The organism is Rubrivivax rivuli, from assembly GCF_004016505.1.
In the GTDB taxonomy this organism is placed as follows: domain Bacteria; phylum Pseudomonadota; class Gammaproteobacteria; order Burkholderiales; family Burkholderiaceae_C; genus Rubrivivax; species Rubrivivax rivuli.
Genome location: NZ_SACR01000007.1, coordinates 91,533 through 107,032, shown reverse-complemented (window position 1 = coordinate 107,032; position 15,500 = coordinate 91,533). Strand labels below are relative to the sequence as shown.

Annotated in this window: 10 protein-coding genes; 6 read left to right on the top strand and 4 right to left on the bottom strand. The window is 69.5% G+C overall.

Annotated elements, in window-relative coordinates:
• Window positions 1-133: 133 nt before the first annotated feature.
• Window positions 134-1,828, top strand: coding sequence for a DUF1631 family protein (locus EOE66_RS20475; protein ID WP_128230612.1), 1,695 nt, complete (start codon window positions 134-136; stop codon window positions 1,826-1,828).
• A gap of 29 nt (window positions 1,829-1,857) precedes the next feature.
• On the opposite strand, the gene EOE66_RS20470 is transcribed toward EOE66_RS20475, so the two are convergent.
• Window positions 1,858-2,730 carry an alpha/beta fold hydrolase gene (locus tag EOE66_RS20470; protein WP_128230611.1) on the bottom strand — a complete coding sequence of 291 codons (873 nt, stop codon included), beginning with the start codon at window positions 2,728-2,730 and terminating at the stop codon, window positions 1,858-1,860.
• Window positions 2,727-3,497: a ribosome biogenesis GTP-binding protein YihA/YsxC gene (yihA, locus tag EOE66_RS20465; protein WP_128230610.1), complete on the bottom strand. Its 771-nt coding sequence runs from the start codon at window positions 3,495-3,497 to the stop codon at window positions 2,727-2,729. The genes EOE66_RS20470 and yihA overlap by 4 nt, the downstream gene beginning before the upstream one ends.
• Before the next feature lie 93 nt (window positions 3,498-3,590).
• Here yihA and EOE66_RS20460 point away from each other — a divergent pair, with 93 nt between their 5' ends.
• From EOE66_RS20460 to msrQ, 3 genes are all read left to right on the top strand, one after another.
• Window positions 3,591-4,217, top strand: coding sequence for a c-type cytochrome (locus EOE66_RS20460; RefSeq protein WP_128230609.1), 627 nt, complete (start codon window positions 3,591-3,593; stop codon window positions 4,215-4,217).
• A 122-nt stretch (window positions 4,218-4,339) separates the two neighbouring features.
• Window positions 4,340-5,326 carry a protein-methionine-sulfoxide reductase catalytic subunit MsrP gene (msrP, locus tag EOE66_RS20455; RefSeq protein WP_128230608.1) on the top strand — a complete coding sequence of 329 codons (987 nt, stop codon included), beginning with the start codon at window positions 4,340-4,342 and terminating at the stop codon, window positions 5,324-5,326.
• Between the two features lies 1 nt (window position 5,327).
• On the top strand, window positions 5,328-5,927 hold the full coding sequence (msrQ, locus tag EOE66_RS20450) for a protein-methionine-sulfoxide reductase heme-binding subunit MsrQ (RefSeq protein WP_245479123.1): 600 nt from the start codon (window positions 5,328-5,330) through the stop codon (window positions 5,925-5,927).
• Between the two features lie 20 nt (window positions 5,928-5,947).
• Here msrQ and uvrA read toward each other — a convergent pair whose 3' ends face one another.
• Window positions 5,948-11,605, bottom strand: a complete 5,658-nt coding sequence (gene uvrA, locus EOE66_RS20445) for an excinuclease ABC subunit UvrA (protein WP_128230606.1) — start codon at window positions 11,603-11,605, stop codon at window positions 5,948-5,950.
• Window positions 11,606-11,926: 321 nt separating this feature from the next.
• Here uvrA and EOE66_RS20440 point away from each other — a divergent pair, with 321 nt between their 5' ends.
• The gene (locus EOE66_RS20440; protein ID WP_128230605.1) at window positions 11,927-12,718 is read left to right on the top strand and encodes a vWA domain-containing protein; all 792 of its coding nucleotides are present in this window, start codon (window positions 11,927-11,929) and stop codon (window positions 12,716-12,718) included.
• An 85-nt stretch (window positions 12,719-12,803) separates the two neighbouring features.
• Complete coding sequence (locus EOE66_RS20435; RefSeq protein WP_128230604.1) at window positions 12,804-13,181, top strand: hypothetical protein; 378 nt, start codon at window positions 12,804-12,806, stop codon at window positions 13,179-13,181.
• A gap of 62 nt (window positions 13,182-13,243) precedes the next feature.
• On the opposite strand, the gene EOE66_RS20430 is transcribed toward EOE66_RS20435, so the two are convergent.
• Window positions 13,244-15,376: a 3-hydroxybutyrate oligomer hydrolase family protein gene (locus EOE66_RS20430; RefSeq protein WP_128230603.1), complete on the bottom strand. Its 2,133-nt coding sequence runs from the start codon at window positions 15,374-15,376 to the stop codon at window positions 13,244-13,246.
• Window positions 15,377-15,500 lie beyond the last annotated feature (124 nt).

Below are 15,500 nucleotides of genomic sequence, written 5' to 3'. Positions count from 1 at the left end.
CACGGGGGCCACGAATCCGCCACCGCGGGTTCGTGGCATCCGCACCGGGTTCCCACCCCAAGAAAAGGCCTGCAGGGTTTCTGCAGGCCTTTTTCATTGATGCCGCCACGGGCCTGACGGGATAATGGCACGCATGGTTCAACGGCCGCTCTCGCCCGCGATGCGCAGGTTCGTCGATGACGAGCTGTTGCGCGCGCCGTTGCTCTTCGACCAATTGCTCGACGGCACGCTCGACCACACCCGCAAGAGCCTGCCGACGATGGCCCCCCTGCAGCGCGCCACCACGGGCGAACTGATGCAGGCCATGCTCTCGCAGCGCCGTCGCCTCGGCGACTACTTCATGCGCTCGCTGCAGGAACAGGTGGACGCCGAACTGCAGAACCAGCCTCGGCACGGTGCAACCGCTTCGACCGCGCCGCGCCGGATGTCACTGGCCCTGGTGGACGAAGAAGTGGTCGCGATGGATGTCGAGCTCTCGCACATCATCGAAGCCATCAAGAGCAACGCCGAGTACGAGCTGCGCGAGTTGCAGACCTACATCTCGGCGCTGGTGGGCGACATGGACGTCAGCGTCGACCACAACCCTTTCCGCGCCGAAACCTACGCGCGCGCCACCTGGGCTGCCGCGCAGGCGCTGCCGCTGTCACGCGGCCACCAGCTCGCCTTCATGCGGTCTGCCGGGCCGGCGCTCGCGCAGCTGCTGCGGACGGCCTACGCCGCTTCAAGCTCGCGCCTGGACGCGATGGGCATCGAGCCCGCGGCGCACCGCACGGTGATCCTGCCTTCCGGCACACGCCGAGGCTCGCGCAGCAACGAGGTGACCTTCAGCCCCGACCTGCACAGCATCCGCGACACGATGCCAGGCCCGATCGACGCGCCCTTGAGCTACGAAGGTCAGGGGCGCCAACCGGGTGGGTCGGCCGCGTCCACGCCCGCCTTCAGGCCTGCGGGCGGCAGCACGGCCGCTGCCCCGGGCACACCGCGCGAGCACTGGACCGAGATTGCGCGCACCACCAGCAGCCGCGTGGACCGGCAGTCGATCGAACTCGTCAGCCGGCTCTTCGATGCCATGCTCACCGACGAGCGCGTGCCCGAAGACGTGCGCATGATCATCTCGCGCCTGCACGGGCCGGCCATGCGCCTGGCCCTTCGCGACAGCAGCCTGCTCGACCGCGACAAGCACCCCCTGTGGCGCTTCATCAACCGGATGGTCTTCGAGTGCGAGATGGCCCCCGACCCGAGCGACCCGGAACGCCGCCAGTTGCTGAAGACGGCGTTGGGCACTGCCGAGCAACTGGTGGCAGAACCCGAGCAGAACAACGCCCTCTACCGGTGGGCGCTCGACCGCTTCGAGAGTTATCTCCACAAGCGCCTGACACGCCGTCTGGCTGCTGCGGCCAGCCAGATCGGTGCCCTGCAGAAGCTCGAGGACAAACTCCTGTCCGGCCGCACCGACGCCCACAGCTCCTTCCACGGCATGCTCGACGTGGAAGCGCTGGACACCGTGCCCGCCGACCTGATGGAGCACAGCGCCCCGATCTCGCGCGCTGAAACCCCCACCGACACCTGGCTCGACGGCCTGCGGCCGGGTGACTGGGTGCGCATGTTCCTGCAGGGCCGCTGGGTGCAGGCACGGCTGTTGTGGCCAGGCGAGCGCGGCGAGGTCTTCCTGTTTGGCGATGGTGCTTCCGACACCACCTGGGCGGTACGGCGCGGCGCCCTGCTGGCCATGCACGCCGCGCGCCTGGCCAAGTCGCTCAAAGAGCGCTCCATCGTGGGCAGCGCCGCCGCCCGGGTGCAGGAGCAGATGGCCTCTGCCGCGGCCTGAACGGGCGCGCCTCGCGGTCCGCCACCGGCTCAGAGCAGGCCGGCGATCACCTCGGCCACACGGCCCGGCCGCTCATGCACCACCCAATGCGTCGCCCCCGGCTCGCGCAGCAACTGCAGCTGTGGCACCCATGAGTCCAGGCCGTCCAGCAACCCGGGTCGCAAGGCCACGTCACCCTCGCCCCACAGCACCGTGGTCGGCACCGGCACCGTGACCACGGTGTCGGGAAGCACCAGGGTGTACAAGGCATCGTCGGGCCCGGTGGCCGGGCGCAGCGGCGACGCGCGGTAGTAGTTCAGCGCGCCCTCGAGGCCCCGGCCCCCGTTGTGCCAGGCCTGCCGGTACCGGTCTCGCAGGGCCGGGGTGAGCCAGGCCGCATCGCCAAAAAATGGCCACAGGCGGGCGTAGTCACGCTCCGCCAGCAAGCGGGCGGCATCGGGCCGGCAGAGGAAGTTCATGTAGGCGCTGGCCGCCTGCTGCTCGGCGTTGTGCCTCAGTTCGCGCAGGAAGGTGGCCGGATGCGGCGAATTGACGATGAGCAGGCGCTTCATCAAGCCGGGATGGGCAGCCGCCAGGTTCCAGGCGAGCGCGCCGCCCCAGTCATGCGCCACCAGCAGGTCCAGCGGGCCGCCAGTGGTTTCGATGGCGGCCGCGATGTCGGCCACCAGGGGCCTGGCCTTGTAAGCCGCCACCTCGGTCGGCGCCGAAGACCCTTCGAAACCGCGCAGGTTGGGGGCCAAGCAGTCTGCACGGTCGGCCAGCAAGGCCATCACCTCATCCCAGACGAAGGCCGCTTCGGGGAACCCGTGCAACAGCATGACGCGGGGCGCCCCCAGCCGGCCCTCGGCGCGGCAGGCGAGTGTGATGCCGTGGGGCAGTGCGAGATCGAAACAGCGCGTCATCTCTCGCCGGGGGTGAGGGTCGGCGCGGGCACAGGCGCAGGCTCTGTGCTCTCGCCGGCCTCCGGTGCCTGCAAGGGCGCGTGAACCCAGCCGTACAGCGTCTCCGCCACGTCTTCCAGCCCCTGGCGCGAGAGCGCCGAGAACAGCGTCACGCCGATGTCGCTGTTCTCGGTGGAGATCGCGCCCAGTTCGTCCTGGGCCTTGCGCAGCGCCAACTGGCCCTCGCTGCGGTTGAGCTTGTCGGCCTTGGTCAGCAACGCCAGCAGGCGCACTTCGCCGTTGGCCAGGCGGGGCGCCATCAAGGCCAGCAGCCGCTTGTCGAGATCGGTGAACCCCAGGCGCGAGTCGACCATCAGCACCACGCCGTGCAGCGGGCGGCGCAACTGCAGGTAGTCGGCCATCACCTCCTGCCAGCGCAGCTTGGCCGACCGCTCCACCGCGGCGTAGCCGTAACCGGGCAGGTCGGCAAACAGCGCGTCGGCGGCGTCTTTCGGGCCGACCTCGAAGAGGTTGATGTGCTGCGTGCGACCCGGCGTTCGCGAAGCGAAGGCCAGGCGCTTCTGCTGCGCCAGCCGGTTGATCGCGGTGGACTTGCCGGCGTTGCTGCGGCCCACGAAGGCGATCTCGGGCGTCTCGCTCGCCGGCAGCTGCGAGAGCTGGCTGGCCGTGGTGAGGAAGCGCGCGCTGTGGGTCCAGGCCAGGGCCTGCCGGGCGGTGTCGGCGGGGGCGGCAGGGCGGCCGGGAAGCCCGTGAAAGCTGTTTGTCATGGGGCATTGTAAAATTCATGGCTTTGGTTCCCGCGCACTTCTCAACGAAGCCACCTGCGCACCCCCTTTGAAGGCACCTGCATGATGTCGCGAATGAAGTCGCTGGCCGTGTCGACCCTGTCGGCTGCCACCCTGGCCCTGCTGTCTGGCGCGGCCCTTGCCGCGGCCCCCGCCCCGGCGTTCAAGCCCGATCTGGCCAAGGGCCAGCAGCTTGCGGCCTCGTGCGGCGCCTGCCACACCAGCGATGGCTCGCGCGGCACGCCGGCCAACCCGATCCTGGCGGGCCAGCACCCCGAGTACCTGGTCAAGCAGCTCGTCGAGTTCAAGAGCGGCAAGCGCAAGAACGCCATCATGGCCGGCATGGCGGCCGGGCTGTCCGAAGAGGACATGAAGCACATCGCGGCCTACTACGCCTCGAAGAAGGCCAAGCCGGGCGCGGCGCGCGACCCCAAGACCGTGGCCTTGGGTGAACAGATCCACCGTGGCGGCATCATGGCCAAGGGCGTGCCCGCGTGCGCCGGCTGCCACAGCCCCAACGGCGCCGGCATCCCTGCGCAGTACCCACGCCTGCAAGGGCAACACGCCGAGTACACCGAAGCCCAGCTGCTGGCCTTCCGCTCGGGCGCCCGCGGCAACAGCGCCCAGATGATGGCCATCGCCGCGAAGATGAGCGACGCCGAGATCAAGGCCGTGTCCGATTACCTCGCCGGCCTGCGCTGACCCCCACGCGCCACAACACCCCCGACGGGCCGGTCTTTACCGGCCCGTTTTCATTGCAGCCGCACGGGCGATGTAAGGTGCAGGCGTCGGCCTCGACCGACAGGCACACCCCCGGAGCAGACATGCACTTCCTGAAGGACCACGGCTTCCAGCACCCCATCGCCTCGGAGATCACGCCGCGTGCGGTCTACCAGCAGCGTCGTCAGCTGTTGCAGGGGCTGGCCGCCGCCGGGGCGCTGGGCGCGCTGCCGGCCTTGCGCCCGGCCCAGGCACAGAGCCCCCGCCCGGGCAAGCTGGCGGCCTTGCCCGGCGCGCGCAGCGCGGTGGCCGGCGCCATGGCGCTGGACAAGCCCACGCCCTACAAGGACGTGACCAGCTACAACAACTTCTACGAGTTCGGCACCGACAAGGCCGACCCCGCCAAGTACGCCGGGTCCCTCAAGACCCGCCCCTGGACCGTCGCCGTGGAAGGCGAGGTCAGGAAGCCCGGCAACTACGACCTCGACACCTTGCTGAAGCTCGCGCCGATGGAGGAGCGCATCTACCGACTGCGCTGCGTGGAAGGCTGGTCGATGGTGGTGCCCTGGGTGGGCTGGTCGCTGGCCGAGCTGATCAGGAAAGTGGAGCCGACGGGCAACGCCAAGTTCGTACAGTTCATCACCTTGGCCGACCGCGCGCAGATGCCGGGCCTGAGCCAGGCCGTGCTCGACTGGCCCTACGTCGAGGGCCTGCGCATGGACGAAGCCCTGCACCCGCTCACGATGCTGGCCTTCGGCCTGTATGGCGAGGTGCTGCCCAACCAGAACGGTGCCCCGGTGCGCCTGGTGGTGCCCTGGAAGTACGGCTTCAAGAGCGGCAAGAGCATCGTCAAGATCCGCTTCGTCGAGAAACAGCCGCGCACCAGCTGGGAAGCCGCCATCCCCAGCGAGTACGGCTTCTATTCGAACGTGAACCCCAAGGTCGACCACCCGCGCTGGAGCCAGGCCACCGAGCGCCGCCTGGGCGAAGACGGCCTCTTCGCGAAGAAGCGGCCGACGCTGATGTTCAATGGCTACGAGCCGCAGGTGGGCCAGCTCTACGCCGGCATGGACCTCAAGAAGTTCTACTGAGGTGAACCGCCTGCTGCTGAAACCGGCGGTCAAGCCGCTGGTCTTCGCGCTGGCGCTGGTGCCGCTGGGCTTGCTGGTCTGGGGCGTCTTCGCCGACACGCTGGGGGCCAACCCCGCCGAGACGCTGATCCGCAGCACCGGCGACTGGACGCTGCGGCTGCTGTGCCTGACGCTGGCCGTGACGCCGTTGCGGCAGCTGACGGGCTGGCACGCACTGGCGCGGCTGCGCCGCATGCTCGGGCTCTTCACCTTCTTCTACGGCCTGCTGCACTTCCTGGCCTTCGCCTGGCTGGACATGGGGCTGGACCTGGCCGCCATCGTGGCCGACATCGCCAAGCGCCCCTTCATCCTGGTGGGCAGCGCTGCACTTCTGCTGATGCTGCCGCTGGCGCTGACCTCGTTCAACCGCGCCATCAAGGCCCTGGGTGCGGCCCGCTGGCAGGCGCTGCACCGCGCCGTCTACGCCGTGGCGGTGCTGGCGGTGCTGCACTTCCTGTGGATGCGCAGCGGCAAGAACGACCTGGCCGAGGTGGGCGTCTATGCCGCGGTGATCGGCAGCCTGCTGGGCTGGCGCGTCTGGCGGCTTCGGCAGAGTCGCTGAAGCGCGCCTCGCGCCAGGCCTCAGGCCACGCGGCCGAGCACAGGCGCCAGCGCACGCCCCGTGTGCGAACCACTGGCCACCACGGCCTCTGGCGCGCCGGCCACCACCACGCGGCCGCCGCCCGTGCCGCCTTCGGGGCCCAGGTCCACCACCCAGTCGGCTTCGGCGATGACATCGAGGTCGTGCTCGATCACCACCACGCTGTGGCCGCCTTCCACCAGGCGGTGCAGCACGCGGATCAGCCGCTCCACGTCGGCCATGTGCAGGCCCACGGTGGGCTCGTCCAGCACATACAGCGTCTTGGGCGGCTTCTGGCCGCGGCGCGTGACGTCGTCGCGCACCTTGCTGAGTTCGGTGACGAGCTTGATGCGCTGCGCCTCGCCGCCGCTGAGCGTGGGGCTGGGCTGGCCCAGCGTGAGATAGCCCAGGCCCACGTCCTTCAGCAACTGCAGCGGGTGCGCGATGGAAGGCATGCTGGCGAAGAACACCACTGCCTCGTCCACCTCCATCTGCAGCACGTCGCCGATGCTTTTGCCGCGCCAGGTGACGGCCAGCGTCTCGGGGTTGAAGCGCGCGCCGTGGCACACGTCGCAGGGCACCTTCACATCGGGCAGGAAGCTCATCTCGATGGTCTTCATGCCCTGCCCTTCACAGCCCGGGCAGCGCCCATCGCCGGTGTTGAAGGAGAAGCGCGCCGTGCCGTAGCCGCGGGCCTTGGCCTCCAGCGTCTCGGTGAAGAGCTTGCGGATGGCGTCCCAGAAGCCGATGTAGGTGGCCGGGCAGCTGCGCGGCGTCTTGCCGATGGGCGTCTGGTCGACCTCCAGCACGCGGTCGATGTGATGGAAGCCTTCCAGGGTCTCGCAGCCGGCCCATTTCCGGTTGCCGGTCAGCGCACTTTGAACGTTGGCCAGCAGCACGTCGCGCGCCAGCGTGCTCTTGCCGCTGCCGCTGACGCCGGTGATGGCCACCAGCCGCCCCAGCGGCACGCGCAGGTCCACACGCTGCAGGTTGTGCAGCGTGGCGCCGCGCAGCATCAGCGCCGGGGCTTCCCAGTCGATGGCGCGGCGCGCCACCAGCGGGTGCTGCAGCGGGTGCGCCAGCAGCCGGCCGGTGACGGAGTCGGGCTGCGCCGCCAAATCGGCCGCCGTGCCTTGGGCCACCAGATGGCCACCACGTTTGCCGGCGCCGGGACCGATGTCGATGATGTGCTCAGCGCGGCGGATGGTGTCTTCGTCGTGCTCCACCACCACCAGCGTGTTGCCGGCGCTGCCCAGCTTGGCCAACGCGTTGAGCAGGATGCCGTTGTCGCGCGGGTGCAGGCCGATGGTGGGCTCGTCCAGCACGTAGCACACGCCCTGCAGGTTGCTGCCCAGCTGCGCCGCCAGGCGGATGCGCTGCGCCTCGCCGCCTGACAGCGTGGGCGCGGCGCGGTCCAGCGTGAGGTAGCCCAGGCCTACGTCTTCCAGGAAAACGAGGCGGCTCTTGATCTCGCTGACCACGTCGCGCGCGATGTCGGCGTCGCGGCCGGTGAGCTGCAGGGTCTCGATCCACGCGCGGGTCTCGTGCACCGAGAGGCGGGCGATGTCGCTGATGGCCCGCTCTTCGAAGGTCACGCCGCGCGAGGCCTTGTTCAGCCGCGCGCCGCCGCAATCGCCGCAGGGCTCGTCGACCACGCCTTCGACCTCGGGCTCTTCGCTCGGGAAGCTCTGCTCTCGGCCCTTGTTGTCGTCGTCGCGCACGCTGTCGTCGTAAGCCTTGCGCTGCTCACGCGTCAGCTTCAAGCCCGTGCCCACGCAGCCGGTGCACCAGCCGTGTTTGCTGTTGTAGCTGAACATGCGCGGGTCCAGCTCGGGGTAGCTGGTCCCGCACACCGGGCAGGCGCGTTTGGTGCTGAAGACCTTCACCGTGCCGATGCCGCGGCCTTGCGTGCCGCCCTCGACCATGCTGTCGTCCAGCCCCGTCAGCGGGTGCAGCAGGTGCAGCACGCCCTTGCCCAGCTCCAGCGCCTTGCTCAGCATCTCGCGCAAAGCGGTTTCGTTCTCGGGCGTGACGATCAGGTCGCCCACCGGCAGCTCGATGGTGTGTTCCTTGAAGCGGTCGATGCGCGGGAAGGGACTCAGGCTCAGGAACTCGCCATCCACGCGCAGGTGGCTGTGGCCGCGCGCCTTGGCCCACTTGGCGAGGTCGGTGTAGACGCCCTTGCGGTTCACCACCAGCGGCGCCAGCAGGCCCACGTGCTCACCCTTGTGGTCGCGCAGCAGCTGCGCCGCGATGCTCTCGGCGCTTTGCGCCTTCACCGGCGCGCCGTCGTGCACGCAGTGCTGCAGGCCCAGCTTCACCCACAGCAGGCGCAGGAAGTGCCACACCTCGGTGGTGGTGGCCACCGTGCTCTTGCGGCCACCGCGGCTCAGGCGCTGTTCGATGGCCACCGTGGGCGGGATGCCGTAGACCGCATCCACCTCGGGCCGGCCCGCCGGCTGCACGATGCTGCGCGCGTAGGCGTTCAGGCTTTCGAGGTAACGCCGCTGCCCTTCGTTGAACAGGATGTCGAACGCCAGCGTGCTCTTGCCGGAACCACTCACGCCGGTGATGACGTTGAACTTGCCGCGCGGGATCTCCACGCTCAGACTCTTCAGGTTGTGTTCCTTGGCGTTGACGATGCGGATGCTGTCGTCCGCCGCTTGGCGCGCGCGGCGCGCCTCGCGCAGCACGGTCTGCAGCGCGCGGCTTTCTTCGGCCTGCGGCGTGCCGAAACCCAGGGCCTGCTCGTACTCGCGCAAGGCGAGCGCGGTGTGTGAGGTGGGGTGCAACTTCACATCGTCCGGCGTGCCTTCGCAGACCAGCTCACCGCCCGCCTCGCCGCCCTCGGGGCCAAGGTCGACGATCCAGTCGGCGGCGCGGATCACATCCAGGTTGTGCTCGATGACCAGCAGCGAATGCCCCGCGTCCTGCAGCTTGCGCAAGGCGCGCATCAGCTTGGCGATGTCGTCGAAGTGCAGGCCCGTGGTGGGCTCGTCGAAGAGAAACAGCGTGCCCTTCTTCGCCAGCCGTGAACTGGCGTAGCTGCTGGCCGAAGCCGCCGCTTCGGCCAGAAAGCCCGCCAGCTTCAGGCGCTGCGCCTCGCCGCCCGACAAGGTCGGCACGGGCTGGCCCAGGCGCACGTAATCGAGGCCCACGTCCACGATGGGCTGCAGCCGCGCCACCACCTCGCGGTCGTTCTGGAACCAGTGCGCGGCCTCGGCCACGGTGAGGTCCAGCACGTCGGCGATGCTCAATTGCATCGGGCCGCGCACCACCTTCACGTCGAGGATCTCGCTGCGGTAGCGGCGGCCGTCGCAATCCTGGCAGCGCAGGTAGACGTCGCTGAGGAACTGCATCTCCACGTGTTCAAAACCGCTGCCGCCGCAGGTGGGGCAGCGGCCGTCGCCGGCGTTGAAGCTGAAGGTGCCCGCGGTGTAGCTGCGCTCGCGCGCCAGCGGCGCCTCGGCAAAGATCTTGCGCAGTTCGTCGAAGGCGCCCACGTAGCTGGCCGGGTTGGAACGCGCGGTCTTGCCGATGGGGCTCTGGTCGACGAACACCGCGTCGGCCAGCGCGTCGGCGCCCAGCAGGCGGTCGTGCACGCCGGGCGTTTCGGTGGCCTTGCCGAAGTGGCGGGCCAGCGCGGGGTAGAGCACATCCTGGATCAAGGTGCTCTTGCCGCTGCCCGACACGCCCGTCACGCACACCAGGCGCTGCAGCGGGAAGGCCACGCTCACGTTCTGCAGGTTGTGTTCGCGCGCGCCTTCCAAGATGAGCTTGGGCGTGGCCTCGTTGACCAGCTTGCGGAAACCAGCGCCCACCTGCTTGCGGCCGCCGAGGTAGGCACCGGTCAGCGTGTTGGCGTTGCGCGCGGCCTCGGGCGTGCCGTCGAAGACGATCTGCCCGCCGCGTTCTCCCGGGCCCGGGCCCATGTCGATCAGGCGGTCGGCGGCCAACATCACGGCCGGGTCGTGCTCCACCACCACCAGCGTGTTGCCGGCGTCGCGCAGGCGCTGCATGGCCTGCACGATGCGGTTCATGTCGCGCGGGTGCAGGCCGATGCTGGGCTCGTCCAGCACGAACATGGTGTTCACGAGGCTGGTGCCGAGCGCCGTGGTGAGGTTGATGCGCTGCACCTCGCCGCCGCTGAGCGTGCGGCTCTGGCGGTCCAGCGTGAGGTAGCCCAGGCCCACGTCGCACAAGTACTTCAGGCGCGTGCGCACTTCATCCAACAGCAGCTTCAGCGCGTCGTCCAGCAGCGTGCTGGGCAGCGTGAGGCTGTCGAAGAAACGGCGCAGGCGCTCTATGCTCAGCTGCATCAGGTCGTGCAGGCTCAGGCCGGGCAGGGCTTCGAGCTGCGCGCGGCTCCACTGCGCGCCCACCGGCAAGTAACGCTTCTCGGCCGGCAGCACGGCATCGGCACCGGGCTTGTCGCCGATGCGCCAGAGCAAGGATTCGAGCTTCAGCCGCGCCCCGCCGCAGGCGCCGCAGGGCGTGTAGCTGCGGTACTTCGACAAGAGCACGCGGATGTGCATCTTGTAGGCCTTGCTCTCGAGATACTCGAAGAAGCGGCGCACGCCGTACCACTGCTTGTTCCAGTTGCCGCTCCAGTTCGGCGTGCCTTCCACCACCCAGTCGCGCTGTTGCGGGGTCAGCTGGCTCCAGGGCGTGTCGCGCGGGATGCCGGCCTCGCCGGCGTACTTCACCAGGTCGTCCTGGCAATCGGCCCAGGCCGGCGTCTGCATCGGCTTGATGGCGCCGTTGCGCAGCGTCTTGCGGTGGTCGGGGATGACCAGGCCCATGTCGACGCCGATCACGCGCCCGAAACCGCGGCAGGTTTCGCAGGCGCCGTAGGCGCTGTTGAAGCTGAACATCGCTGGCTGCGGGTCGGCGTAGCGGATGTCGCTCTCGGGGCAATGCAGGCCGGTGCTCCAGCGCCACAGTTGCGCTTCGCCTTCGGCCGGCTGCACGTGCACCTTCAGCCGGCCGCCGCCGCGCTTGAGCGCCAGTTCGATGGCGTCCATCGCCCTCACCTTCTCGGTGCCGGCGATGCGGAAGCGGTCGGCCACCACGTCCAGGATCTTGCGCGTGCCTTCCACACGCTCTTCCTGCACGCGGGTGAAGCCGCTGGCGGCGAGCCACTGCTCTTGCTGCTCGGCCGTGGTGTCGGCCGGCAGTTCCACAGGAAAGGTCAACACCAGCCGCGGGTCACCCAGGGCTTCGGCGCGCGCCCGCAGGTCGGCGTGGATGCTCTCGGCCGAGTCGTGCCGCACCGGCAGTGCGGTCTGCTTGTCGAAGAGCTGCGCGGCGCGCGCGAAGAGCAGCTTCAGGTGGTCGTTCAACTCGGTCATCGTGCCGACCGTGCTGCGGCTGGTGCGCACCGGGTTGGTCTGGTCGATGGCGATGGCCGGCGGCACGCCGTCCACGCGGTCGACCGCCGGACGGTCCATGCGGTCGAGGAACTGGCGCGCGTAGGCGCTGAAGGTCTCGACATAACGCCGCTGGCCCTCGGCGTAGAGCGTGTCGAAGACCAGGCTGCTCTTGCCGCTGCCGCTGGGGCCGGTGACGACCGTCAGCTCGCCGGTCTGGATGTCGAGATCGAGGTTCTTGAGGTTGTGCTGGCGCGCACCGCGGATTCGAATGACACCTGACGAGGACATGGAGGCCTTCGGGCTGGGGAAGGCGAAGGATTCTAGGGACGCGTGCCCAGCAAGGCGGGCTGGCGGGTCAAGCCCTGGCCCCACGCCCGCCCGCCGCCCGGCTCCTTCAAATTAGGGTGTCGGCTCGCTTGACACAAAGCACGCACAAAGCGCGGCGCGCGATCGCCGCCTGCCAATCAAACCGTTGAATTCATTAAGAAATTCTCGGATTGGCACAGATCATGCAGCGAGTTCCCAGAAACGCGGGACCCAGGAGCTCTGCCCACCAGCAGGCTCGAAGCAACCACCCGACGCCTGAGCGTCACCATCACGGAGCCTTACATGAAACTTTCGTCCATCGTGCGCCGCCTGAGCGCGGTCCTCGCCGCAGGCGTGATGTCACTCAGCAGCCATGCAGCGGTCACCACCCAACTGGGCTTCCTCGTCGACGCCTCGGGCAGCATCGGCACGACCAACTTCAACATCATGCGCGCCGGCTATGTCGCTGCGCTGAATGCGCTGCCGGTCGACGGCACCATCGAAGTGACGATGGTCAACTTCGCAAACAGCACGACGACGGTCATTGCGCCCCAGGTGCTGACGGCCGCGTCGCGCGCCACCATGATCACTGCCATCAACAGCTTCAGCTACATCGGTGGTGGTACGGACACGGCCGCTGGCATCAATGCCATCTCGGCTGCGATGGTGGCCTCAACCAACTACAACGCCGGCCTGCGCAGCATCATCAATCTGGCCACCGATGGCGTGCCCAACAATCAGGCTGCCGCCGAAGCTGCCGCGCTGGCCTCGCGCAACGCCGGTATCGACGCCCTCACGGCTGAAGCCATCGGCAGCTTCAACTCCGCGGGCCTGCTCCGGATGGTGTACTCGCCAGTGACGACGGCCGGTACCGTCGGCGGCGGTGTGCTGCTGGCCAGCGGCGCCACGCCTCCCAACCCGATGACCAGCCAGCCCTGGGTGCTGCCGGTGAACAGCTTCGACGACTTCCAGACTGCCATCGTCGCCAAGGTGCAGGCCATCACCCAGACCGTGCCCGAGCCCAGCGCCCTGGCCCTGGTCGGCCTGGCCCTGGTCGGCCTCGGCATGAGCCGTCGCCGTACCATCGCGGCCTGAGATTCAGGTTCCTGGTGCGCGCTTCGCGCACCAGACTGCAAAGACCGGCCTCTGGCCGGTCTTTGTTCTTGCAGAGGACACACCGATGAACAAGCCCTGGGTACGCATGCCGCTGTTGCAGGCGGCGCTTCTGCCTCTGGCGGCGGCGGCAGCACTGATGACCATCCACCCCGCCGCGCTGGCCGCGCCTGAAGCCGCCTGCACGGTGAAGAGCCGCAGCGACCGTGTGGTGGTGATGATCTGCCCCCCCTCTGCGACGCCCGCCGTGATGAAGGCCGCCGGTGAGGCCGCCTGCAAGGGCAAGACCGGCGGCTGCAATGCCTGGATCTGGGACGACGCCGCGAAAGCGCCCCCGAAGGCGCCGGCCATCGACACCGACATGCCCAAGACCACCACCGGTAACGCGCGCGCCGTCTGGCTGCACGACTCTCAAAACCTCATGGAAGTGCGCAAGGCCCGCTGAAACGCAGCGAGCCGGGCCCAGCCGGCGGGCGCGGCCAAGCAGGCCGCAGCCGGCCCGTGCGCTCAGTCCGGAATGCTCAGGGTGGTGGCCGTCACGCTGATGCGGTCGCCCGCCGCCGGCGTCGCCGCAATCGGCGGCACGTTGCTCGCCGTGATGGCGTTGGCCGCCCCCGGCGTGCCCCCGCGCGGCGTGGTGCGCACCACCTGGCTGCCGGGCAGCGCGGTGCCGTTCTTCAGGTGCGCCCACATCGCGTCCATCGCGCGGATGTAGTACAGGTGCAGCGGGATGTAGCGCGTGTCGTAGCCGGCGAAGGGCAGGAAGCTGTCGAAGTGCTGGCCGTTGGTCACTTCCACATAACGCAGCCGGCTGTTGGCGCCTTCCACCTGCTGGTTGCGCAGCACGTAGGGGCGCGAGCTGAAGTTCACCGGGATCAGCGTGTCGCTGCGGCCGTGCACGATGATCGCCGGCTTGCCGCGCAGGTTGGCGGTGGCCTGCACCTCGGCGATGCCCGCCTTCACGCGCGCGGCGTTGGCACCCGTGCCCGCCCACAGCTGGCGCAGGCAGTTGGCGCCGTCAAAGGCGAAGTCCAGCGTTGCCGTGCTGGCCGAAGTGGCCGCAGCGTGGTTCTTCGCGCCGCCCACGCTGTCGTTCCAGATGAGCTGGATCGCACCGCTGGGCGGCACGCCGTTGCCGGTGCCGAAGATGCCGTTCAGGGCGCCGGCCGCCAGGGCCGCCGGTGAGCCGGTGGCGTCCACCGCGCCGAAACTGAAGCCGCAGAGGTTGTCGCTGACGCGGAAGCGGCCGTAGGTGTTGGCATAGGTCACGGCGATGGCGGGGCTGGCGAAGAGCCAGTGGCTGGCGTGCAGCAGGTTGGCGTCGGGCTCCCAGCCGTAGGCCAGCAGCCGGGCCAGCGCGTCGTCGGCGCGGGCCTGCGTGGTGGCGCCCGTCACCAGGCCGGCGGTGGCCAATGCGGCACAGCGGTTGCCGGCCACGAAGGCCGTGCCGCCGGTGTAGGCGAAGGGGCCCCCCGCCGCTGCCGTGGCCAGCGCCGCGCAGGGCTGCAGCAGGTTGGCGTAGGTGAAGTAGTCGAAGAGCGGCCGGCTGCCCGCGGTGTAGGCCGGCAGGCTGCCGCGCTGGATGGTGCCCAGCGCCGTGGGCGTGGCCGGCGCGCTCTGGATGTTGGGCTCGCTGACGGCCACGCCGTCGATGAGACCGCCGGTGTCGCGCTCGGCCGCAGCCAGCGCCGCGCCGGCGCCGTTGCTCACGCTGCTGGCGATCACCAGCGTGTTGGCCGGCGTGATCACCTTGGTGCGCCGGCCGTCGGCCAGCTGCGCGCCGAAACGCTCGTTCAGCACCCAGAAGGCGAACTCCACCGCCTGGAGCGTGTGCGTGCCCCAGTCCTTCTCGGGGTTCTGCTCGCTGTGCGCGTGCTTCACGGCCACGCGGTTGGGCGTGGCGGTGTTGAAGGCGGTGCGTTCGGCGGCGGTGAGCCGGGCCGTGAAGTTGCTGGCCGTGCCCGCGGCCGTGGCGTCGCTGCGGCGGCCGTCGATCAGGTTCACGGTGTTCGCCTGCAGGTCGTGCACGCCGCTGCCGGTGCCCTTGTCGGTATAGGCCACGGCGCAGCCGCGCTTCAGGCCCCATTCGCCCGCACTGCCGATGGCGCCGTAGACGCCGCGCGAACCCGAAGAAGTGGCCGTCACGATGCAGGGCGCCGCCGCGCTGAAGCTGGCGGGCACCTGTACCATCATCGTCACGTTCTGGCGGCCCGTGCCGTCGTCGGCCACGGCGATGGTCTCGGTGCCGGCGATCTTGCCGTCGCCCGTGCCGGCCACGCCGTCGACGCTGACGTTGGGGCCGTAGAGCGTGCCGTAGCCGCCACCGGCGGTGGTGTCGACGATGGCGCGGTAGTTGGTGTGGATGGCCAGCTTGCGCAGCTCGGCCGCAGTGGGCGTGGCCGAGAGCGTGGGCGCCACGGCCGAGGCCAGGCCGGCGCGGCCGAGGCCGGCGGTGAGCAGGTCGTCGGTGCTGCCATCGTAGGTGGTGCTGGCGGGCGTGCCGGCCAAGAAGGCCGGGCGCACGTTGACCTCGTAGTCACCGCTGCCGAGGGTGGTCTTGTCGCTGCCCCCGCAGCCTGCAGCCAGGCCCGCCAGGGCCAGGGTGGCGGCGCGTGCAACGCAGGTCTTCCGTCGATTCATGGGGTCATCTCCTCGCTGGGGTTGTTCTTCGCTGGGAGCAGCCGCCGGCGGCGCTGCGCAGGTCACGATAGCCCTGCGCGCCCGGGTCAACATCGGGTTGATCCGCAGGTGCCGGCGGGCGGCA

Excerpts from the sequence above, each read along its gene's own strand:
- EOE66_RS20435 (WP_128230604.1), top strand. The coding sequence starts at position 12,804 with ATGAACAAGCCCTGGGTACGCATGCCGCTGTTGCAGGCGGCGCTTCTG.
- EOE66_RS20475 (WP_128230612.1), top strand. The coding sequence starts at position 134 with ATGGTTCAACGGCCGCTCTCGCCCGCGATGCGCAGGTTCGTCGATGAC.
- EOE66_RS20460 (WP_128230609.1), top strand. The coding sequence starts at position 3,591 with ATGAAGTCGCTGGCCGTGTCGACCCTGTCGGCTGCCACCCTGGCCCTG.
- msrP (WP_128230608.1), top strand. The coding sequence starts at position 4,340 with ATGCACTTCCTGAAGGACCACGGCTTCCAGCACCCCATCGCCTCGGAG.
- EOE66_RS20470 (WP_128230611.1), bottom strand. The coding sequence starts at position 2,730 with ATGACGCGCTGTTTCGATCTCGCACTGCCCCACGGCATCACACTCGCC.
- EOE66_RS20430 (WP_128230603.1), bottom strand. The coding sequence starts at position 15,376 with ATGAATCGACGGAAGACCTGCGTTGCACGCGCCGCCACCCTGGCCCTG.
- EOE66_RS20440 (WP_128230605.1), top strand. The coding sequence starts at position 11,927 with ATGAAACTTTCGTCCATCGTGCGCCGCCTGAGCGCGGTCCTCGCCGCA.
- yihA (WP_128230610.1), bottom strand. The coding sequence starts at position 3,497 with ATGACAAACAGCTTTCACGGGCTTCCCGGCCGCCCTGCCGCCCCCGCC.
- uvrA (WP_128230606.1), bottom strand. The coding sequence starts at position 11,605 with ATGTCCTCGTCAGGTGTCATTCGAATCCGCGGTGCGCGCCAGCACAAC.